Here is a 19,953-nt window from a genome sequence, read left to right as displayed (position 1 = left end):
TTTACCGGCGGGCAGAGGGCGAACCGCCTTCCTCATTCACCTTGCCGAGGTCATTCGCCGGAGCCGCCAAGGCCCGCAGTGGTCCCTCCGGTCTGTCCGCCTATGTGGCCGCTGTCGTCGCCCGCCAGATCGAGCGCGACGAACTCATCGCTGTCGCCGAGGCCGAACACGGGCCCGTCACGGACGAGGACGTTCAGTCCCTCCGGGAGCGGCTCAGCCGGGCACGGAGCGAGCGACGCGTAACGCCCTCCCCCGCGGTCCCCGGCAGCACCCTCGTCCTCGACAGCGAAGGGCTGGCCAAGGCCGTCCCGCGCGACCGCGCGGTCACCGCCTGGCTCGCCCTGGCGCGCGCCGACGACCTGCGGGTGATCGCCTCGGCGGCCGCCCTCGTTTAAGTGGTCCGCCCCCGTATCAACCGCCCGGCTCTGGAGTGGACGCTCTTCCGACTCGTCATCGAGCCCATCGCCCGCCACACCGCCGCGCTCCTCGTCGACGTCGGCCTGCACGGCCACAAGTACGCCGTCGGCGCCCTCGCGGCCCCTGGGCCGGTCGCCGTCCTGACTTCGGATCCGGAGGACCTCATGGTCCTGTGCGGCAGACGCGCCACGATCGTCGAGGTACGACTCCGATCGCGGCCCCGGTTCCCGCTCCGTCCGCACCAGGGGCGCTTCCCCTCGCGCCAGGTGCGGCCGTAAGCAGTCTGTCGTTCGTTTCTTCCGGGCGGTCGGGTGTCGGTGCGGGTTACTCCGAGGCCCGGTAGAGGCTCAAGTGGCCGTTGGCGAAGAGCTGTACGTAGCCGCATGAGCAGCAGATCAGGCCGTTGGCCGACTCGTTCGCCCAGGCCAGGTTGAAGAACTCCATGCCGGTGCTGTTCAGTTTCACCTCGCGCTCGCGGAAGACGTCGCCTCCGCAGATGAGGCAGTGGATCTTCTTCTCGCCTATCTGCGCGTGTACGGGCTTGGCCATGTTTCCCCCTGTGGTTCGGGCAGTGCCTCGTCGGCCCCACTCTCGCACGGCTGTCCGGGGCGGACATTGCCCGTGACCGGCAGTCTTGGCCCTTGCCCGGTGCCGGATCGGGTGGTGCTTCTACGATGCCTGGCAGTGGCCCGGGTGGTGGGGGGCCTCGGAGTGTGGTGACGGTGAGGTGGGTTGTGATGGGTCGGGCGCGTGAGGCGTGGTTGCGGCGTTTTCCTGCGGGGGCGGGTGGGGGCGCCGCCGGGTGTGAGCTGGTGTGTTTCCCGCACGCGGGGGGCTCCGCCTCCTACTGGCGGCCGCTCGCCCTGGCGCTCTCCCCCGCCGTCGACGTGTCGGCCGTGCAGTACCCGGGACGCCTCGACCGGCTGCACGAGGCTCCGGTGGAGGACCTCCACCGGCTGGCCGATCTCGTCGCGGAGGCGATGGGGCCCCCGGACGGGCGGCCCCGGGCGTTGCTCGGGCACAGCATGGGGGCCTCGCTGGCGTACGAGGTCGCCGTGCGGCTCGCCCGGCTGCCCGGCGGCGAGCCGGACCTCCTGGTCGTGTCGGGGCGCCGCGCGCCCGCCGCCGCCGGGTGGCGGGCGCGGCACGTACCGCTGGAGGACGACGAACTCGTGGCGCGGGTAAAGGGGTTGGGCGGGACCGACTCCGCCGTGTTCGACGAGCCCGACCTGCTGGAGCTGATCCTGCCCGCGCTGCGCGGGGACTACCGCGCGCTCGCCTCGTACGAGGACACCACCGGTCGGCCGCTGACCTGCCCCGTCGTCGCCCTGACCGGTGACCGGGACTCCGAGGCGACCGTCGAGGAGGTCGAGGCCTGGGGCGGGCACACCTCCGGCGCCTTCCGGACGCGCGTCTTCGAGGGCGGCCACTTCTTCCTCGCCGACCACGTCGGGGAGGTCGCCGAGCTGGTGCGCGGCCTGCTGCCCACCCGTACCGGCTGAGCGAGGGGGTGCCGGTGGGCCGGCGGGTCAGGACGAGGGCTTCCTGAACTGTTCGATCAGGGCCGCGTAGCTGCTGCCGGCGTGGCCGTCGGCCGCCGCGCGGTCGGTGAACGCCTTGAAGAGACGGGGCAGTTCGGCGTTGACGCCGAGCTTCTCGCTCTCCTCGGCGAGGTGTTCCAGGGCGTCCCGGTGCACCGTCACGGTGGCGTCGTCGGCCGGGTAGGCGCCCGCGTCGATCTGGGGGGCGTACGCGGTCACGTACTCGGTCACCACCTTGATCATGGTGTTGGCCAGCGGGGCGAAGGCGGTGGCCGCGACGCCCGCGGTGCCGAGCAGGGCGGCGCCCTGGAGGAAGCCGTTCAGGACGCCCCACATGATGCCGAGCAGCGACATGTCGTGGAGCGCCGACAGGCCGGGGTCGGTGTCCAGATACGTGGTGCCCGCCGCGCCCAGCGCGCGCAGCGTCTCCCCGTGCTCCTCGAAGGCCTCCTCCGGGCCGCTGTAGAGGAGTACGGCCGCGTCGGTGGCGATGTCCGCCGGGATCGCCATGACGGCGCCGTCGAGGTAGCGGACTCCCAGGTCCGCCGCCCACGCGGCCGTCTCGCGGGCCTGCTCCGAGGTGCCCGTCGTCAGGTTCGCCAGGACCTTGCCGCCGAGCGGGCCGGCCTGCGGGTCGAGCAGTTCGCGCACGGCGGCGTAGTCGGTGACGCAGACGACGACCAGCGGGCTCGCCGCGATCGCGTCCCCGACCGAACCGGCGAGGGTGGCGCCCCCGGCGACGAGCCGGTCGGCCTTGGCGGCCGTGCGGTTCCACACGGTGGTGGGGTGGCCGGCCGCGAGGAAGGCGGCGGCCAGGGACCGGCCCATCGAGCCCAGCCCGATGACCGTCACCGGAGCCTGGGACCTGTCGGTTCTCGGCATGGAGCACTCCTGTTCCCGCCCACCCCGCGGTGCGCGTCGCTCGCGTGGCCGGTGCCGCTCGCGCGGTCGCGTCGCGGCCGTCCGACCCTCACCCGCACCCTCGCACCGGCGGAAAGCGGGCCGACAGTGGCGGAAGTGCCGACCTTCGCAAAATTACTGCCGTAGCCTCGGCGTCATGCATCCCGGCTCCGTCGCCATCGCCCTGGTCAACGACACCGACATGGGGGTCTGCGAGGTCTACGAGACGGCCATCGCCTACGCGGTCTTCGGCGATCCCCAGCCCGACCTCGCCGATCCCTGGTACGACCTGCGGGTCTGCTCGGTGTCCCCTCCCTCCGCCGCGGAACCGGCGCGGGGCTTCTCCGTCCGCACCTCCCACGGGATCGAGGACCTCGTCACCGCCGACACCGTGATCGTGCCCTCGGTGCCGGACGCCGTCGCCCGCCACGGGGCCTCCCTCCCGGCCGAGTTCACCGACGCCCTGCGGCGCGCCCACGCCTCCGGCGCCCGCGTGGTCTCGCTGTGCACCGGGGCGTTCGCGCTCGCGGAGGCCGGACTCCTCGACGGCCGCCGGGCCGCCGCGCACTGGATGAACACCGCCGACCTGGCGGCCCGTTACCCCGGGGTGGAGGTCGACGACAGCGTCCTCTACGTCGACGAGGGGCGGGTCCTGACCAGCGCCGGCATGACGGCCGGCCTCGACCTGTGCCTGCACATCGTCCGCAGCGACCTGGGCGCCCACGTGGCCAATCAGCTCGCCCGCCGTCTGGTGGTCTCCGGCCACCGGCCGGGCGGCCAGGCGCAGTTCGTGGACCTCTCCGTCCCGGTCACCGACGACGACAGCCTCGCGCCCGTCCTGGACTGGGCCGCCCGCCACCTGGACGAGCCCCTCACCGTCGACGACATGGCCGGGAGGGCCGGGATGAGCACCCGCACCTTCTTCCGGCGCCTGCGGGCCGCCACCGGGATGACCCCGCTCAAGTGGCTGCTCAACCTGCGCCTGGCGCACGCGCGGACGCTCCTGGAGACGACCGACCTGCCGGTCGAGCGGATCGGCGAGTTCAGCGGTCTGGGCACGGCGGCCAACCTGCGCCGCCACTTCACCCTGCACGTGGGGGTGACGCCCACGGACTACCGCCAGTCCTTCGGATCGGCGTCGGCGCGGGCGCGGGGGAAGCGGCCGGCCGCCCCGGCGGAGCGGTCGGCCGGGGGCTCCGGCGCCTCCCCGGCGCGGCCCGTCAGCTGATGTCCGCGCCGTACACGTGGTCAACGGTCATGGTGATGAGGACCCGGCGGTCGGACACCATCACCGCCCGGTACTCGTCCCAGTCCGGGTGCTCGCCCGCGGCGGCCCGGTAGTACTCCACCAGCGCCTCGACCTCCGGGCCGTGCGGGTCGGTCCCCGGGCCGGTGAGCGTGACGACGCCCTCGGCGGTGGCCCAGGACAGGCCGTCGGGGCCGGTGACCTCCAGGGCGGCCCGGGGGTCCCGCCGCAGGTTCGCCGTCTTGGCCGTTCCGGCGGTGGTCGACACGCGGACGACGCCCGCCTCCTCGTCGTAGGAGGGCTGGACGGGGGAGAGCTGCGGACGTCCGTCCGCCTTGATGGTCGCGAGGACGCCGAGCCGGCTCTCGGCGAGCAGCGCCCTGGGGTCGAAGGACGAGGAGGGGGAGGGAGAGGGGGACGAGGGTGAGGATGAGGCGGTCATGGCCCGATCATCACCCGCCGCGCGGAGAGGAAGTCAAGTGAACTTCCGCCCGGACGACGGTACTCGGCCGGGCGAGAGACGGGCGAGTGCCGGGCGAGAGACCGGCAGGAGACCGGCGAGAGACGGGCGGATGCCGGAGGGGCGCCGGCCGGGTGCCAGGCGAGTACGGGAGAGGTGCCGGGCGGTCCCTCGGGTCGAGGCCCGCGCTTGTGGCCCGCCCCCGGAGCCGTTCTCCCCATGGACGACATCACGCCACGTATGGAGCGGTACGGGGGTTCCCGGCGCCCCGTCTCCACGCCGGAGCGGGCGGCGGGCGCACCCCGGGTCAGGGATGCCGACCGCCCGCGCGGGTGACGGCGGTCCGGTCGGGGCGGTGGGGAGGAAGCGGCGTCCGGGCCGGGGGCGGCGGGGCAGCGGGAGGCGGGTACGCAGGGCAACTGCCCTGCTCCGCAGCGTACATGGCGCAAAGAGACCGGAAGGCGGCCGTCCCTCGGGGTGGGTATCGGCGGTACGGCCTTGTTGTCCGTCCTGTGGTGCACACTTGCTGCCTGGTACAGCGCTCACGGGGAAGGCGGCATGGCCATGCTGACGGGGATCGAGGAGGTCGACTGGGCCTCGCTGGGACATGCGTACGGCCCCGCGGACGACGTGCCGGAGTTGCTCCGGGGACTCGCCTCCGCCGATCCCGCCGAGCGGGAGACGGCCCTCGACGGCATGTACGGGGCGGTGCACCACCAGGGCGACGTCTACGACTCGACGCTCGCGTGCATCCCCTTCCTCCTCGAACTCGTCGCCGATCCCGGGGTCCAGGACCGGGGCTGCATCGTCGAACTCCTCACCAGCATCGGGGGGATCGAGCTGGACGACGACGAGGAGATGAGCGAACACCCCTGTGAGGACGGGGAGTTCATTCCGGCCGCCAACTACGCCATGGCCGCCGCCGCCATCGCCGCCGGGGCCGGCGTCTTCCTGGAGCTCGTCGCGGACCCCGACCCCGAGGTGCGGCTCGCCGCGCCGTGGGCGCTCGCCTCGCTGCACCCCGAGCCCGCCCGGGTGCTGACCCTGCTGCGGGAGCGGCTCACCGTCGAGCGCGACACCGAGGTGCGGCTCGCCCTGGTGGCGGCCGTCGGGCAGATCGCCCTGCGGCACGCGTCGCTGCGCGCCGAGACCGTCGAGTGGCTCGGCTGGCTGGCCCGCGCCGCCCAGGACCCGGGGCTCCGGCTCGCGGCCCTCGCGCAGCGGGCGCGCTGCGCGCCGGGCGAGATCCCCGACGACGTCGTGCCGTGGGTGACGGCCCTCCTCGAGGAGATCAGGACCGCGTCCGTCCCCGCGCCGGGGTCCGACGCGCCCCGGGGCGCCGCCCCGACGCTCATCGGGCAGGTGCGGGAGCTCCTGGAGGAGCACGCGGCCGGGCGGCCCGCGCCCTGGACCGAGGAGCTGCTGCGGACCCTGCACGCCGCGCTCGACGACCGCGTCGACGACCGGATCGCGCTGGTCCTCGCCCAGCTCCGCAGCCCCGACCGGTGGCAGCGCTCGGACGCGATCTGGCTGTGCGGAGGGCTGATACGGGTCTGGCGCGGGCGGTACGAGGAGGTCGTCCGGCTCGTCGGCGAGCAGCTCCAGGATCCCGAGCCCCGCCTCCGGGAGGCCGCTTCCGCCTTCCTGGAGCGGCTCTTCGAGCTGGGCGCGCCCGCCGCCGACGCGCTCGCGGCGCGCCTGGCCTCGGCTCCCCCGGGGCCGGGGCCGGTCGGCGGGTGCGGTTCCGCCGGGCGGTCCGGGCGGGACGGGGCACTGATCGCCCTCGCCCGCGCCGGGGACGTCCGCGCGGTGCCGCTGCTCGCCCGCGCCCTGGAGGAGGGCGAGGTGCGGCGGGAGCTGCTGTACGCCACGGACGGCCTCGGGCCCTCCGCCGCGATGCTCGCCCCCGCGCTCCGGCGCCGGCTCGCCCGGGTCGAGCTGGACGAGCTGCTGTACGACCGGGCGGCCCCGCTGCTCTACGCGCTGGCCGCCGTCCGGGGCGCCCAGGCCCTTCCCGAGGTGCTGCGGGTGCTGCGCGGCGCGCCCGCGAACCGGCGCGACCGGGTGCGGGAGGCCGCCCTGCGGGCCCTCGCGGCCTTCGGGCCCGCCGCCCGGGAGGCCGTGCCGGACCTGCGGGAGCTCCTGGCCGACGAGTCGGCCGCCGTCTCCACGGCGGCGGCGCGCGCCCTGTGGGCGGTCGGGGAGGACCCGGCGGAGGTGCTGCCGGTCCTGGAGCGGTGGCTGCGGCCGGGTCTGCCGGACGCGGACCGGTGCGCGGCCGCCCGGGTCCTCGGCGAGATCGGCCCGGCGGCGGCCGCCTCGGCCCCGGCCCTGCGGCCCGCCCTCGCCTCGCGGGACCTGTGGGTGCGGGTCCGTGCCGCCGCGGCCCTGTGGCGGGTGACCGGCGGGACGGAGGAGGCCCTTCCGGTGCTGCTCGCCGCCTGGGAGGAGAACCGGCACGCGCGCGTGGACATCGCGGAGTGCCTGGCGGAGATGGGCCCGGCGGCCTCGGGGGCCCAGCTGGTGATCCTCACCGAGCTGACCCGCAGACGCCGCCACAACGCCCGCGAGGGCGTCTCGGGCACGCACGACGTGCACCTCGACGAGAAGCTGCTCACCCTGTGCCGGGCGGCCCTCGCCCGGATGGAGCGGGGAGCGTACTGAGCGGGGGCGCCCGGCGGTGGGGGCTCGCGGTGGGGGGCACCCGGGAGCAGTGGGGGCACCCGGGAGACAAAAAGGACTTCGGTCCGCATAAGGTCTACGGGGAGCGGGATGGCCCGTAGACCGACCGGGAGCAGGTGGCCACGTGGGACCGCGCGGAGTGCACGGCGCCGTCGGCGTCCTGTGCGCGCTGTTCGTCGCCGTGCTCGCCGGGTGCGGATCCGCCGGTACGGGCGGCCTGGAGAGCGCCGGGCCCACGAGCCCGGCGGTGGGGCCCGTACGGCTCTGGCCCGATCTGCCGCCCGCCACGAATCCGCCGATCGACTACGGCGAGTCCGACATCCAGCGCGTCCCCGGCATCCGGGTCGCCGGCGGCGACGTCCGCTCCGTCGACGCGGTGGAGGTCGTCCGCGCGGAGGTGCGCGCCCACCCGGACGCGCGCAGCGGGGCGGACGGGCTGTACGAGGAAACCGCGCGGGCCGTCGAGGCGTGCGTGCGCGAGCCGGGGGCCTGTCCGGTCCTGCGGCCGTACTACCGGGACCTCGCCGGCGACGGGCGTGACGAGCTGATCGTCGGGATCCGGATGCCCGAGCAGCAGGTCGCCGTACGGGTCTACCGCGCCGAGCGGGGCGGCCTCACCCGGATCATGTCCACCGTGGACCAGGTCATCAGCGTGGAACTGGCCGGGCGCGACCTGATCATGCGGGTCGGTTCGGCCGGCATCCCCGGGTACGAGTACCGCACGGCCTGGTCCTGGGACGAGCGGCAGGGCAGCATGTTGCCCACCCGCGACGAAATCGTCCGCACGGGCCGCCCCGGCGACGGACCCCCGAGCGCCCGGCCGTCCGGGACGGGGTCCCCTGGTACGGGACCTGCCGGGACGGGGCCTTCCGGAACCGGACCCGAAGGTACCCGGCCTTCCGGTACGGGACCCCCCGGCACCGGCCCCGCGCCCGGGGACCCCGTACCCCCGCCCCCTCCGGAGGAGGCCCCGTGAGGGTGGTGCGGCCCGCGTGGACCGCGACCCTCACCTGGAAGGCCGCCGTGTTCATCGCGGTGATGTGCTGCGCCCTGGCCGCGCTGCTCGGCGCCCTCGTCCACGTGTCCGTGACCCGGCAGACCGTGCACGACGCCCGGGAGAAGGCGCTGGCCCGGCTCGGGGAGGTCACCGACCTGTACGAGGCGGGCGAGCCGCTCCCCCGGTTCGCGGGGATCGACCCGCCGGACCTCCCGGCCGCCCTGCGGCTCCTCGCCCTGCGCGGCGAGCGCGGCACGGTGGTCGCGGACCGCGGGGGCCGGCCGGCGATGTGGGCGGCGGGCCCCGCCGACGGCCGGGCCCTCGCCGTGCGCCTCGACTACACGCAGAGCGCCGGGACGATCGACGCGCTCGGCCGCTCGCTGCTCGGCTCCTCGGTCCTGGCGATCGGGGCGACCCTGGTCGTGGGCGTCTTCGCCGTCACCCGGGTCACCCGCCGGCTGCACCTCACCGCGCGGGTGGCCCGCCGGATCAGCGCCGGGGACCTCGACGCGCGCGTGGACGACCCGAGGACGAAGGACCCCTCCCGCCCCCAGGACGAGGTGGCGACCGTCTCCGGCGCGCTCGACACCATGGCCTCCTCCCTCCAGCGGAAGCTGCAGAGCGAGCAGCGGTTCACCGCCGACGTGGCGCACGAACTGCGCACCCCCCTGACCGGGCTCACGGCGGCGGCCGAACTGCTGCCGGAGGGCCGCCCCTCGGAGCTCGTACGGGACAGGGTGCGGGCGATGCGCGCGCTCACCGAGGACCTCCTGGAGATCTCGCGGCTCGACGCCCGCAACGAGACCGTGGACTTGGCGGCGCACGAGCTCGGCCCGCTCGCCGGGCGGGTGGTCCGCGCCTCGGGCACGGAGACGGAGGTGCGGGTCGTCCGGGACGCCACCGTGGAGACGGACCGGCGGCGCCTGGAACGGGTCCTCGGCAATCTGGTGGCCAACGCCCACAAGCACGGGGCGCCCCCGGTGGTGGTCACGGTGGACGGCCCCGTGGTGACCGTGCGGGACCACGGGCCCGGGTATCCCGCGTACCTGCTGGAGTCCGGGCCCCAGCGGTTCCGCACCGAGAGCGGGGGCAAGGGGCACGGCCTGGGGCTGACCATCGCGGTGGGGCAGGCGGAGGTGATCGGCGCCGAGCTGGTCTTCGCCGGGGCGCCCGGCGGGGGCGCCGAGGCCCGGCTGCGGCTCCCCGAGTACGTACACCTGTCCGATCCGGAGCCGGAGGGGCCGGAAGGGAGCGCTTGAGGGCGCGGCAGGGCCGCCGGAGGAGCGCGACGGCACACCGTCCCGCAAAAGGGACATAGCGCGCACCGCTTGCTACGTTGCGCTCCATGACCGCACCGCGAACGGACGCGCCCCCGCCCGGGGTCCCCGTCCCGAAGCGCCGCGGCGTGGAACTCTCCCTCCTCGTCTGCGCCGTCCTCATCGCCGTCTACGGCTACGCCGCGGTCGGTCTCGCCCGCGGCGGCGCCGTGCCGCCGGACGCCGCCCGCTACGGGGCCGGGCTCGGCCTGCTCGCGCTCGTCGCCCACCTCGCGGTCCGCTTCGGCGCCCCGTACGCCGATCCGCTGCTGCTGCCGATCGCGGTCCTGCTCAACGGCCTGGGCCTGGCCCTGATCCACCGGCTCGACCTGGAGACGCCGTACGACCGGGCGGCGACCACCCAGCTGGTCTGGTCGGCGCTCGGGGTGACGCTCTTCATCCTGGTGGTGCTGCTGCTGCGCGACCACCGCTCCCTCCAGGGGTACGCGTACGTCTCCGTCGCCGCCGCGCTCGCCCTGATGCTCCTGCCGATCTTCTTCCCCGCCGTGAACGGCGCCAGGATCTGGATCAGGATCGGCGGGCTCTCCTTCCAGCCGGGCGAGTTCGCCAAGATCCTGCTCGCGGTCTTCTTCGCCGCGTACCTCGCCGCCAACCGCACCGCGCTCGCGCACACCGGCCGCCGGATCTGGAAGTTCCAGTTCCCCTCGGGCCGGGTGCTCGGGCCCGTCGTCGCGATCTGGCTGCTGAGCGTCGGCGTCCTCGTCCTGGAGCGGGACCTCGGCACCTCGCTGCTCTTCTTCGGCCTCTTCGTGATCATGCTGTACGTGGCGACCGGCCGGACCGGCTGGATCGCGGTCGGCCTGGTGCTCGCCTCCGCCGGCGCCTTCCTGGTCGGCTCGCTCGAACCGCACGTCCACAGCCGGGTCCAGGACTGGCTCGACCCCTTCGCCTCGATCCGGGCGGGCGAGGGGCCCGGGCAGCTCGCCCAGTCCCTGTTCGCCTTCGCGGCCGGCGGGATGCTCGGCACGGGGCTCGGCCTCGGCCACTCCGTGCTCATCGGCTTCGCCGCCAAGTCCGACTTCATCCTGGCGACGGCCGGCGAGGAGCTGGGACTCGTCGGCCTGACCGCGCTCCTGCTGCTGTACGCGCTGTTCGTCGGCCGCGGCTACCGCGCCGGCCTCCTGCTGCGCGACCCCTTCGGGCGGCTCCTCGCGATCGGGCTCGCCTCGATCGTGGCGCTCCAGGTCTTCGTGATCGCGGGCGGGGTGATGGGGCTCATCCCGCTGACCGGCATGGCGATGCCGTTCCTGGCGCAGGGAGGTTCCTCGGTGGTGACCAACTGGGTGATCGTCGCCCTCCTCGTCCGGGTCAGCGACTCGGCCCGCGCGCCACGGCCGGAGTCGGCCGACACCGGGGAGCTCGCACGGGTCAAGGAGGGGGCCGTGTGAACGGGCGGACGACGGGGTTCACGGGCGGGCACACGGTCAGGCGGACGATGGGGTTCATGGCCGGGCGTACGGCCGGGTGCTCCTCCGGGGAGGTCCGGTGACCCGCTACATCCGGCGCGCCGCCGCGCTCTGCCTCGTCCTCCTGGCCGCACTGTTCGTCAACGCGGGCCGCGTGATGGTCGTCGAGGCCGGGTCGCTCGACGACGACCCGGCCAACCGGCGGATCGCGATCGGCCGGTACGCGCAGCCGCGCGGCGAGATCGTCGTCGACGGGAAGCCGGTGACGGCCTCCCGGGACAGCGGACAGCAGCTGCGCTGGGAACGGACCTACCGCCAGGGGCCGTTGTACGCGCCGCTGACCGGCCACGCCTCCCAGACGTACGGCACGACGCTCGTCGAGGACGCCGAGGACGCGGTCCTGGCGGGCACGGAGCCGATGCTGGCGCCGCTGCCGCTCCTGAACGGCCTCACCCGGGGCCGGGAGCCCGGCGGCGACGTGATCACCACCATCCGGGCGCCGATGCAGGAGACCGCCTTCCGGGGGCTCGAAGGAAAACGGGGCGCGGTGGTGGCGGTCGAGCCGGCCACCGGCCGGATCCTGGCGCTCGTCAGCTCGCCCTCGTACGACCCGGGCGTGCTCTCCGGGACGGGCCCGGGGGTCAAGGAGGCCTGGGAACGGCTCAACTCCGCGCCGGACCGGCCGATGCTGAACCGGGCGCTGCGGCAGACGTACCCGCCGGGGTCCACGTTCAAGGTCGTGACGGCCGCGGCGGCCCTGGACGCGGGCGTGGTGCGGGACGTGGACGCGCCGACGGACACCCCGGACCCGTTCGTGCTGCCGGGCACCCGGCAGGTGCTGCCGAACGAGGCGAAGGGCTGCGGCGACGCCTCCCTCGCGTACGCGCTCCAGTGGTCGTGCAACACGGTGATGGCCGGGCTCGCGGTGGAGGTGGGCCTGACGGGGATGGTCGACGCGGTGGAACGGTTCGGCTTCAACGACACGGGGCTGCGGGTGCCGTCGTGGGTGGCGAAGTCCACCTTCGACCGGGAGATGAGCCCGGACCAGCTGGCCCTGTCCTCGATCGGGCAGTTCGACACGACGGCGACCCCGCTCCAGATGGCGATGGTGGCGGCGGCGGTCGCCAACAACGGCGAGATCGCCCGCCCGCACCTCGTCGACCGCACGACGACCTCCGGCGGCGCGACCGTGGAGCGGACCGCGCGCCGCGCCTACCGGCAGGCGATGAACCCCTCGACGGCGCTCCGGCTCCAGGAGCTGATGGTGCGGGCGGTGGAGGACGGGACGGGGACGAACGCGGCGATCCCGGGGGCCCGGGTCGGCGGCAAGACCGGTACGGCCCAGCACGGCTTCGGCAACACCGGCACTCCCTACGCCTGGTTCATCGCCTGGGCGCAGGGCGAGGAAGCGGCCCGGCCGGCGGTGGCGGTGGCGGTGGTGGTCGAGGACGCGGAGGCCTCCCGTACGGACATCAGCGGGGGCGGCAGCGCGGCGCCGATCGCGAGGGCGGTGATGGAGGAGGCGCTGCGGCTGGAGACGGAGGGGCGGAGGTAGAAGGGGCGGGGGTAGAACAGGCGGGGGTAGAAAGAAGGGGCGGAGGCAGGAGGTCGGAGGCAGGACGCGGGGGCCCGGCTCCGGAGGCCCCTACTCCGATCCCGCCTCGATCCCGCCCGCCTCGATCGCCGCCGCCACCTCCGCCGCCCGGTCCCGTTCCTCCGCAGCGAAGCGCTCCGCGTCGAGCCGTTCCGCGAGCTCCTCGTCCTGGGCCATCAGCAGGTCCAGGTTGGAGTCGCCGAGGTCGAAGACGCCCATGTCCAGGTAGGCCTTCTGGAGGCGCGGGCCCCACAGGCCGATGTCCTTGACGCAGGGGACGATCCGGCTGAAGAGCAGCTTGCGGAAGAGCCGGAGGAACTCGCTGCGCTCGGTCAGCTCCTCGGCCTCCTTGCGTGCGACGCCGAAGTTCACCAGGACGTCGGTGGCGCGCAGCCGGTCGCGCATCAGGTGGCAGCCCTCGATGACGAACTCCTCGCGCTCGCGGAGCTCGGCGTCCGAGAGCTGCCGGTAGTGGTCGCGCAGGGCCATCCGGCCGAAGGCCACGTGCCGGGCCTCGTCCTGCATCACGTACGCGAGGATCTGTTTGGGGAGCGGCTTGTCGGTGGTGTCGCGGATCATGCCGAAGGCGGCGAGGGCGAGGCCCTCGATGAGGACCTGCATCCCGAGGTAGGGCATGTCCCAGCGGGAGTCGCGCAGGGTGTCGTCGAGGAGGCCCTTGAGGTTGTCGTCGATCGGGTAGAGCATCCCGACCTTCTCGTGGAGGAAGCGGCCGTAGATCTCGGCGTGCCGGGCCTCGTCCATGGTCTGGGTGGCCGAGTAGAACTTGGCGTCGAGGTCGGGGACGGACTCCACGATCCGGGCGGCGCAGATCATGGCGCCCTGCTCGCCGTGGAGGAACTGGCTGAACTGCCAGGAGGAGTAGTGGCGGCGCAGCTCGCCCCGGTCCTTGTCGGTCAGCTTGGCCCAGTGGCGGGTGCCGTGCAGGTCCAGGGCCTCGTCCGGGGTGCCGAGCGGGTCGTACGGGTCGACCTCCAGGTCCCAGTCGATGCGGGTGGCGCCGTCCCACTGCTTGTCCTTGCCCTTCTGGTAGAGGGCGAGGAGGCGGTCGCGGCCGTCGTCGTAGTCCCAGGAGAAGCGGGCGGCGCCGGCGGCCGGCACGTCCCAGACGGCTCCGTCCGGGGCGTTCGCGTAGAGGTCGTGCGTCGACATGGACGACTCCTTCCGCCGACCCGCTTCGGTCCGGCCCCAGCAGGCTCACACGCTGTTGACGGTCCGTCAACAAGTCGGACGGGGTCGTGCGCGAAGGATTGACGGCGCTGCTGACGAGCAGTCCAATAACAGTCGACCCACGGCAACGCGACGGCGAGCACTGCGAGGTGTCTCCACATGAGCCCTTTCCACGAGCCCGACTTCACCCTCGTCCGGGACGCGCTGGGGCCGCTGCGCGACCGCGAGCAGGTCGCCGAACGCCTCCTGGAGTCCTCGCGCAAGCACTCGTACGACCCCGACACCGAGCTGGACTGGGACGCGCCCTTCGAGGAGGGGAAGTGGTTCTGGCCGCCCGAGCTGGTCTCCCTCTACGACACCCCGCTGTGGCGCCGGATGTCCGAGGAGCAGCGGATCGACCTCTCGCGGCACGAGGCGGCCTCGCTCGCCTCCCTCGGCGTCTGGTTCGAGATCATCCTCATGCAGCTGCTCGTCCGGCACATCTACGACAAGTCGCTGACCAGCCATCACGTGCGGTACGCGCTGACCGAGATCGCCGACGAGTGCCGGCACTCGATGATGTTCGCCCGGCTGATCCGGCGCGGCGGCACCCCCGCGTATCCGGTGCCGCGGGTCTACCACAACCTCGCGCGGATCCTGAAGACCGTCTCCACCACCCCGGGCTCCTTCGCCTCGACGCTGCTCGGCGAGGAGATCCTGGACTGGATGCAGCGCCTGACGTTCCCGGACGAGCGGGTGCAGACCCTGGTGCGCGGGGTGACGCGGATCCACGTGGTGGAGGAGGCCCGCCACGTGCGGTACGCCCGCGAGGAGCTGCGCCGCCAGATGGTGACCGCGCCGCGCTGGGAGCGGGAGTTCACCCGGCTGAGCTGCGGCGAGGCCGCCCGGGTCTTCTCGGTCTGCTTCGTCAACCCGGGGGTGTACGAGGCGGTGGGCCTGGACCGGCGCGAGGCCGTCGCCCAGGTGCGGGCGAGCGGGCACCGGCGGGAGGTCATGCGGGCGGGCGCCAAGCGGCTGACGGACTTCCTGGACGACGTGGGGATCCTGCGCGGCCCGGGCCGGCGGCTGTGGAAGTCCTCGGGGCTGCTGGCCTGAGGGGCCCGGTCCGGGCGCCCGGCCGGGGAGGCGCGCGGTTACGCTGCGGGGCATGACGAGTCCCGCCACGCCCGCCTACCGCAGGCTCAGCGTCGAGGAGCGGCGCGGCCAGCTGCTCGACGCGGCCCTGGGGCTCTTCGCCCACCGGCCGCCCGAGGACGTCTCCCTCGACGACGTCGCCGAGGCGGCCGGCGTCTCGCGGCCCCTCGTCTACCGCTACTTCCCGGGCGGCAAGCAGCAGCTGTACGAGGCCGCCCTGCGCTCCTCCGCCGACGCCCTGAACCGCTGCTTCGCCGAGCCGCCGGACGGGCCGCCCACGGAGCGGCTCGGCCGGGTGCTCGACCGCTATCTGGCCTTCGTGGACGGGCACGACGCCGGGTTCAGCGCCCTGCTGCGCGGCGGCAGCGTGGTCGAGACCCCGCAGACCACGGCGATCGTGGACGAGGTGCGGCGGGCCGCCGCCGAGCAGATCCTCCTCCACCTCGGGGTGGAGCGGCCGGGGCTCCGGCTCGGGATGCTGGTCCGGACGTGGATCGCCGCCGTGGAGGCCGCCTCGCTCATCTGGCTGGGCGAGGGGAAGCGGCCCCCGGCGGCGGAGCTGCGCGACTGGATGGTGGACCACCTGGTCGCGCTGCTGGCCGCGACGGCGGCGGGCGACGCGGAGACGATGGAGGTCGTCCGGCGGCTGCTCGCCCAGGAGGCGCCCGAGGGGCCGGTGGCGGCCCTGGCCCGCCGGGTGATCCCGGTGGTGAGCGAGGCGGCCCACCTGCTGTGAGCCGCGCGGGGGACGGCGAGCCCTTCGCGGGAGCGGCGGGGGAGACTGGAGGGGTGAGAAGCGAGAACACCCCCTTCCGCGGCGGACCCCTGGACGGCCGGGTCCTGCCGATCCTGCTCGGCCCGACCGGCCACCCGCCGAAGTGGTACGAGGTCCCGGTCCCGGCGCACGACGGGAACCCGCCGACGGTGTACGCCTACCGGCGCGAGCCCGCCGGGTACACGAAGCGGCTCGGCCTCCAGCGCGGCTGGGTCTACGCGTACGCCCCCGGGGGCCGGGAGCGGCGCGAGCTGAGGTGGCCGTGGTCGAAGCCGGGCGGGAGGACCGACGGCTCCGGTCCGGCCGAATGAGCCCGACGGATGAACCCACCCGAACGAGCCCGCCCGAATGAACCTGCCCGAACGAGCCCGCCCGAATGAGCCCGACAGGATGAGTCCGACCGGGTGAGGGCACCGGACGCGCCCCGCTCATCCTCTCATCACACGAAATGAACCGTCATCATCCCCATGGAGGTGGTGACGTGTCACGAAGGCTGCTGCGCACGGTCTGCACGGGGGCCCTCGCCGCGCTGGCGGCGCTCACGGGACCGGTCACGGCGGGCGCCGACCCGGCGGACCCGCCCGTGGAGCCTCCGGCCCGGGCCCCGGTCGCCCGGCCGGACCCGGAGCGGGAACCGGTGGGCCCGGTGGACCCGAAGGTCCCCGTACCGACGGCCTCCATCGAGCCGAAGGACGCGGAACCCGACGACGCCGCCGCCCTCGCACCCCCCGGCGGAACCTCGGTCACCGGCCTGCTCACCCGGCTGCGCACGCTCTACCGGCAGGCCGAGGAGGCCACCGAGCGGTACAACGCGGCCGAGGAGCAGCTGCGGCTCCGGACCGCCGACGCGAAGGACCTCGCGGTCCGGCTCACCACCGCGCGCAGGGCCCTGGACCGGGAGCGCGCCGAGGCGGGGCGGATCGCCCGGGCGCAGTACCAGGGCAGGTCGGAGCTCTCCTCGTACCTGGACGTGCTCTTCGCCCCGGACCCCCGGGCGGCGATGGACCGGGAGCGGCTGGCGGCCCGGGAGGGCCGGGACCGGGCCGGCGCCGTCGCCCGGCTCGAAACGGCCGCCCGCCGGGCCGACGCCCTCGCGAGCGCCTCCCACAAGGCCCTGGACCGGCAGCGGCGCCTCACCGCCGAACAGCGCACCCGGAGCGACGAGGTCCGGACGAAACTGAAGGAGGTCGAGAAGCTCCTCGCCGGCCTCTCCCCGACCCAGCTCACCCGCCTCACGGAACTGGAGCGGACCCAGACGGCGGGCGCCCAGCGCGAACTGCTGGACTCCGGCGTCCTGGACGGCCCGCGCACCCCGTCCCGGGCGGGCGCGGAGGCCCTGCGGTTCGCGGTGGGGCAGATCGGCAAGCCGTACGAGTGGGGGGCGGAGGGCCCGGAGGCGTACGACTGCTCGGGGCTTACGCAGCGGGCGTGGGCGGCGGCGGGCCGCGAGATCCCCCGGACCAGCCAGGAGCAGTGGGCGACGCTCCCCCGGGTCGCCCTCTCCGAGCTGCGCCCCGGGGACCTGGTGCTCTACTTCCCGGGCGCGACCCACGTGGCGGTCTACCTGGGCGAGGGCCTGGTGGTCCAGGCCCCGCGCCCCGGCGCGAAGGTGAAGGTCTCCCCCCTCGCGGCGAACCCCCTGCTCGGAGCCGTACGCCCGGACCCGGACGGCACGGCCCTGACCTCGTACGCCCCACCGGACCTCCCGGCGGGCGCGAGGACGGGCGAGGACGAGGGCTTCGACCACGCCTGAACCACCCGGTCGACCGCCCGCGCCAGGCGAGGGCGTTCGAGAGGGACATGTCCGCACGATCGAACGGAACAGGCCACCGCCACGACCGGTTTTCGGCGGTCGTGGCGGTGGCCGGTCCTTGTCAGCCCTGCGTCAGCGACGCCAGGTACGCGCCCGTCTTCTCCGGGTCGTAGAAGAAGTTCTCGAAGTCGGAGGGGTCGTTGAAGCCGTTGGCGAAGCGGTCGGCGGCGGGCGGGAGTTGGCCGGCGGCGCCGAGGAGGTTCAGGACGTGCTCCGGGGGCGGGGCCAGCATCGCGTTCGTCCACTTGGTGACGTGCCGGGCCGTCTGCCAGTAGCGGTCGAAGGTGGCGCGCATCCAGGCCTCGTCGAAGGGCGCGTCGCCCCGGTCGACGATCGAGGAGAGGTACGCGGCCGCGCACTTGGCGGCCGAGTTGGAGCCCTGGCCGGTGACCGGGTCGTTGGCGACGACGACGTCCGCGACGCCGAGGACCGGGCCGCCGCCGGGGAGCCGGCCGACCGGGTTGCGGACGGTCGGGGCGTAGCGGCCGGCGAGGGTGCCGCCCGCGTCGGTCAGTTCGACCTTGGTGGCCCGCGCGTACTCCCACGGCGTGAACCGCTCCATCAGCTCCAGCGTGAGCGCCAGGTGCTCGGAGGGGTCCTTGACGCCCTTGAAGACGTCGAGCGGGCCGCCGGGGATCCCCTCCCAGAAGAGGATGTCGGCGCGGCCGCCGGTGGTGAGGGTCGGCATGACGAACAGCTCGCCGACGCCCGGCACGACGTTGCAGCGGACCGCGTCGAAGTCCGGGTGCTCGGGGCGCGGGCCGAGGCCGTGGACGTACGCGACGGCCAGCGCCCGCTGCGGCTCGGTGTGCGGGGAACGGGACGCGTCCCGCTCGAACATGGAGACCAGCTCGCCCTTGCCGGCCGCGACGAGCACCAGGTCGTAGGTGCGGGAGAAGTAGTCGAGGTCCCCGACGGCCGCGCCGTGGATGACGAGCTGGCCGCCGCGCTGGGCGAAGGTCTCCATCCAGCCGGCCATCTTGACCCGCTGGTCGACGGACTGGGCGTACCCGTCCAGCTTGCCGACCCAGTCGATGAGGCGGGAGGAGTCGGGGCCCGCGACGGAGACGCCGAGGCCCTCGATGCGGGGCGCCTGGGACTCCCAGAAGTTGAGCCCGAGGTCCCGCTCGTGCTGGAGGGCGGTGTCGAACATGCACTGGGTGGACATGACCCGGCCGGCGCGGATCTCGTCCGCCGTCCGGTTCGACATGAGGGTGACCTCGTACCCCCGGGACTGCAGTCCGAGGGCGAGCTGGAGACCGGACTGTCCGGCCCCGACTATGAGTATCTTCCGCATGGGTGGTGCTCCTGGCGTGGCGTAAGTGAGGGGGCGGCGGGCTATTCGGGGGTGGCGTCCAGGGAGTGCGCGACCATGGCCAGCAGGGTCTCGACGACGCTGTAGCGCTTGCGCGCGTCCATGATCACCACGGGGACGTGCGGGGGCACGGTCAGCGCCTCCCTGACGTCCTCCGCCTCGAACAGCTCGCTGCCCTCGAAGTGGTTGACCGCCACGATGTACGGGAGCCCGCAGCTCTCGAAGTAGTCGAGGGCCGGGAAGCAGTCCGTGAGGCGCCGGGTGTCGGCGAGCACGATCGCCCCGATCGCCCCGCGCACCAGGTCGTCCCACATGAACCAGAAGCGCTGCTGCCCCGGCGTGCCGAAGACGTAGAGCACCAGGTCGTCGTCGAGCGTGATCCGGCCGAAGTCCATCGCCACCGTGGTGGTGAGCTTGTCCGGGGTGGCGGTGAGGTCGTCGGTGTCCTCGCTCGCCCGGGTCATCAGGGCCTCGGTCTGGAGCGGGGTGATCTCGGAGACCGCGCGGACGAAGGTGGTCTTGCCCACGCCGAAGCCGCCCGCGACGACGATCTTCGTCGCCGTGGGGGCGCGGGTGTGGTCGAGCTGCCAGTCCTGCGCGCCGTCCTCGGCGTCCGGTGCGAGCGGATCGGGGCGGGGCTGGGCGGGGATGCCGACGGCCGCCGGGGCGGCGGGGTCGGCTTCGGCGACGCTTCCGGGGACGGGGACGGTCCCGGAGACGGCGGAGGCGTCAGAGACGACGGAGTCCACTCAGCACCCTTTCGAGGAGCGCGCGGTCGGGCTGGCCGGTGCCGTGACCGGTCCCGTACACACGGATCTTTCCCTGGTCGGCCAGGTCGCTGAGGAGCACCCGGACGACCCCCAACGGCATCTTCAGAAGCGCCGAGATCTCCGCCACCGTCCGCATCCGGCGGCAGATCTCGACGATGGCCCGCATCTCCGGCATCAGACCGCGGGCGCCGGGCCCGCCGTCCGTCAGGACCTTGCGCGCGGCGGGCGCTTCGAGCGCGGCCACGAAGGTCTCGACGAGCAGGACGTGGCCGAAGCGGGTACGGCCGCCGGTCAGCGAGTAGGGGCGCACGCGCGCGGGGCGGCGCCCCTCTCCCCGTACCGGCAGCTTGAAGGAGTGAGGAACCGAGGACATGGCCG

The 19,953-nt window shown here is 74.2% G+C and carries 18 protein-coding genes and 2 pseudogenes; 13 read left to right on the top strand and 7 right to left on the bottom strand.

Annotation, left to right across the window (positions count from 1 at the left end):
• Positions 1-41: 41 nt before the first annotated feature.
• Positions 42-239 (top strand): annotated as a pseudogene (locus ACIQVI_RS17685) (CopG family transcriptional regulator); the annotation flags it as partial.
• A 54-nt stretch (positions 240-293) separates the two neighbouring features.
• A pseudogene (locus ACIQVI_RS17680) lies at positions 294-620 on the top strand (DNA-binding protein); the annotation flags it as partial.
• 121 nt (positions 621-741) lie between these two features.
• Here the strand turns inward: ACIQVI_RS17680 and ACIQVI_RS17675 are convergent.
• Positions 742-966, bottom strand: coding sequence for a hypothetical protein (locus ACIQVI_RS17675; protein WP_403596444.1), 225 nt, complete (start codon positions 964-966; stop codon positions 742-744).
• A 188-nt stretch (positions 967-1,154) separates the two neighbouring features.
• On the opposite strand from ACIQVI_RS17675, the gene ACIQVI_RS17670 reads away from it, so the two are divergent.
• Entirely contained in the window at positions 1,155-1,919 is a 765-nt protein-coding gene (locus ACIQVI_RS17670) for a thioesterase II family protein (protein WP_403596441.1), read from the top strand.
• 27 nt (positions 1,920-1,946) lie between these two features.
• Here ACIQVI_RS17670 and ACIQVI_RS17665 read toward each other — a convergent pair whose 3' ends face one another.
• Positions 1,947-2,840 (bottom strand): NAD(P)-dependent oxidoreductase, encoded by an 894-nt coding sequence (locus tag ACIQVI_RS17665; protein WP_403596438.1) that lies wholly within the window; start codon positions 2,838-2,840, stop codon positions 1,947-1,949.
• Positions 2,841-3,015: 175 nt separating this feature from the next.
• Between ACIQVI_RS17665 and ACIQVI_RS17660 the strand changes: the two genes are divergently transcribed.
• Positions 3,016-4,086, top strand: coding sequence for a GlxA family transcriptional regulator (locus ACIQVI_RS17660; RefSeq protein WP_403596435.1), 1,071 nt, complete (start codon positions 3,016-3,018; stop codon positions 4,084-4,086).
• Here the strand turns inward: ACIQVI_RS17660 and ACIQVI_RS17655 are convergent.
• A complete protein-coding gene (locus ACIQVI_RS17655) occupies positions 4,079-4,546 on the bottom strand; it encodes a PPOX class F420-dependent oxidoreductase (protein ID WP_351973692.1) in 468 nt (155 codons plus the stop codon). The genes ACIQVI_RS17660 and ACIQVI_RS17655 overlap by 8 nt on opposite strands.
• A gap of 582 nt (positions 4,547-5,128) precedes the next feature.
• Between ACIQVI_RS17655 and ACIQVI_RS17650 the strand changes: the two genes are divergently transcribed.
• The 5 genes from ACIQVI_RS17650 (at position 5,129) to ACIQVI_RS17630 (ending at position 12,541) form a co-directional block, all read left to right on the top strand.
• Complete coding sequence (locus ACIQVI_RS17650; protein WP_351973694.1) at positions 5,129-7,228, top strand: HEAT repeat domain-containing protein; 2,100 nt, start codon at positions 5,129-5,131, stop codon at positions 7,226-7,228.
• A 142-nt stretch (positions 7,229-7,370) separates the two neighbouring features.
• Positions 7,371-8,222 carry a hypothetical protein gene (locus ACIQVI_RS17645; protein WP_403596432.1) on the top strand — a complete coding sequence of 284 codons (852 nt, stop codon included), beginning with the start codon at positions 7,371-7,373 and terminating at the stop codon, positions 8,220-8,222.
• Positions 8,219-9,502, top strand: coding sequence for an ATP-binding protein (locus ACIQVI_RS17640; protein ID WP_403596429.1), 1,284 nt, complete (start codon positions 8,219-8,221; stop codon positions 9,500-9,502). Before ACIQVI_RS17645 ends, ACIQVI_RS17640 begins: the two co-directional genes overlap by 4 nt.
• An 86-nt stretch (positions 9,503-9,588) precedes the next feature.
• Complete coding sequence (locus tag ACIQVI_RS17635; protein WP_403596426.1) at positions 9,589-10,968, top strand: FtsW/RodA/SpoVE family cell cycle protein; 1,380 nt, start codon at positions 9,589-9,591, stop codon at positions 10,966-10,968.
• A 97-nt stretch (positions 10,969-11,065) separates the two neighbouring features.
• Positions 11,066-12,541, top strand: a complete 1,476-nt coding sequence (locus tag ACIQVI_RS17630) for a penicillin-binding transpeptidase domain-containing protein (protein WP_403596423.1) — start codon at positions 11,066-11,068, stop codon at positions 12,539-12,541.
• Between the two features lie 90 nt (positions 12,542-12,631).
• Here ACIQVI_RS17630 and ACIQVI_RS17625 read toward each other — a convergent pair whose 3' ends face one another.
• The gene (locus ACIQVI_RS17625; RefSeq protein WP_403596420.1) at positions 12,632-13,750 is read right to left on the bottom strand and encodes a ferritin-like domain-containing protein; all 1,119 of its coding nucleotides are present in this window, start codon (positions 13,748-13,750) and stop codon (positions 12,632-12,634) included.
• A 177-nt stretch (positions 13,751-13,927) separates the two neighbouring features.
• Between ACIQVI_RS17625 and ACIQVI_RS17620 the strand changes: the two genes are divergently transcribed.
• The 4 genes from ACIQVI_RS17620 to ACIQVI_RS17605 all read left to right on the top strand — a co-directional run bounded on the left by ACIQVI_RS17620 (position 13,928) and on the right by ACIQVI_RS17605 (position 17,430).
• Positions 13,928-14,863, top strand: coding sequence for a diiron oxygenase (locus tag ACIQVI_RS17620; RefSeq protein ID WP_403596417.1), 936 nt, complete (start codon positions 13,928-13,930; stop codon positions 14,861-14,863).
• A 52-nt stretch (positions 14,864-14,915) separates the two neighbouring features.
• Positions 14,916-15,638 carry a helix-turn-helix domain-containing protein gene (locus ACIQVI_RS17615; RefSeq protein WP_351973806.1) on the top strand — a complete coding sequence of 241 codons (723 nt, stop codon included), beginning with the start codon at positions 14,916-14,918 and terminating at the stop codon, positions 15,636-15,638.
• A gap of 53 nt (positions 15,639-15,691) precedes the next feature.
• Positions 15,692-15,988 (top strand): hypothetical protein, encoded by a 297-nt coding sequence (locus tag ACIQVI_RS17610; RefSeq protein ID WP_403596414.1) that lies wholly within the window; start codon positions 15,692-15,694, stop codon positions 15,986-15,988.
• Positions 15,989-16,158: 170 nt separating this feature from the next.
• Complete coding sequence (locus ACIQVI_RS17605) at positions 16,159-17,430, top strand: NlpC/P60 family protein (protein ID WP_403596411.1); 1,272 nt, start codon at positions 16,159-16,161, stop codon at positions 17,428-17,430.
• Positions 17,431-17,551: 121 nt separating this feature from the next.
• Here ACIQVI_RS17605 and ACIQVI_RS17600 read toward each other — a convergent pair whose 3' ends face one another.
• From ACIQVI_RS17600 to ACIQVI_RS17590, 3 genes are all read right to left on the bottom strand, one after another.
• The gene (locus ACIQVI_RS17600; RefSeq protein WP_403596408.1) at positions 17,552-18,787 is read right to left on the bottom strand and encodes a styrene monooxygenase/indole monooxygenase family protein; all 1,236 of its coding nucleotides are present in this window, start codon (positions 18,785-18,787) and stop codon (positions 17,552-17,554) included.
• Positions 18,788-18,828: 41 nt separating this feature from the next.
• On the bottom strand, positions 18,829-19,455 hold the full coding sequence (locus ACIQVI_RS17595) for an ATP/GTP-binding protein (RefSeq protein ID WP_351970803.1): 627 nt from the start codon (positions 19,453-19,455) through the stop codon (positions 18,829-18,831).
• 79 nt (positions 19,456-19,534) lie between these two features.
• Positions 19,535-19,948 (bottom strand): DUF742 domain-containing protein, encoded by a 414-nt coding sequence (locus ACIQVI_RS17590; RefSeq protein WP_121830398.1) that lies wholly within the window; start codon positions 19,946-19,948, stop codon positions 19,535-19,537.
• Positions 19,949-19,953 lie beyond the last annotated feature (5 nt).

Source organism: Streptomyces sp. NPDC098101 (genome assembly GCF_044760185.1).
Lineage (GTDB): Bacteria > Actinomycetota > Actinomycetes > Streptomycetales > Streptomycetaceae > Streptomyces.
The sequence above is the reverse complement of the archived record's forward strand: the minus strand, read 5'-3'. Positions and strand labels throughout refer to the sequence as shown.

Excerpts from the sequence above, each read along its gene's own strand:
- ACIQVI_RS17675 (WP_403596444.1), bottom strand. The coding sequence starts at position 966 with ATGGCCAAGCCCGTACACGCGCAGATAGGCGAGAAGAAGATCCACTGC.
- ACIQVI_RS17670 (WP_403596441.1), top strand. The coding sequence starts at position 1,155 with ATGGGTCGGGCGCGTGAGGCGTGGTTGCGGCGTTTTCCTGCGGGGGCG.
- ACIQVI_RS17665 (WP_403596438.1), bottom strand. The coding sequence starts at position 2,840 with ATGCCGAGAACCGACAGGTCCCAGGCTCCGGTGACGGTCATCGGGCTG.
- ACIQVI_RS17660 (WP_403596435.1), top strand. The coding sequence starts at position 3,016 with ATGCATCCCGGCTCCGTCGCCATCGCCCTGGTCAACGACACCGACATG.
- ACIQVI_RS17655 (WP_351973692.1), bottom strand. The coding sequence starts at position 4,546 with ATGACCGCCTCATCCTCACCCTCGTCCCCCTCTCCCTCCCCCTCCTCG.
- ACIQVI_RS17650 (WP_351973694.1), top strand. The coding sequence starts at position 5,129 with ATGCTGACGGGGATCGAGGAGGTCGACTGGGCCTCGCTGGGACATGCG.
- ACIQVI_RS17635 (WP_403596426.1), top strand. The coding sequence starts at position 9,589 with ATGACCGCACCGCGAACGGACGCGCCCCCGCCCGGGGTCCCCGTCCCG.
- ACIQVI_RS17625 (WP_403596420.1), bottom strand. The coding sequence starts at position 13,750 with ATGTCGACGCACGACCTCTACGCGAACGCCCCGGACGGAGCCGTCTGG.
- ACIQVI_RS17620 (WP_403596417.1), top strand. The coding sequence starts at position 13,928 with ATGAGCCCTTTCCACGAGCCCGACTTCACCCTCGTCCGGGACGCGCTG.
- ACIQVI_RS17615 (WP_351973806.1), top strand. The coding sequence starts at position 14,916 with ATGACGAGTCCCGCCACGCCCGCCTACCGCAGGCTCAGCGTCGAGGAG.
- ACIQVI_RS17600 (WP_403596408.1), bottom strand. The coding sequence starts at position 18,787 with ATGCGGAAGATACTCATAGTCGGGGCCGGACAGTCCGGTCTCCAGCTC.
- ACIQVI_RS17590 (WP_121830398.1), bottom strand. The coding sequence starts at position 19,948 with ATGTCCTCGGTTCCTCACTCCTTCAAGCTGCCGGTACGGGGAGAGGGG.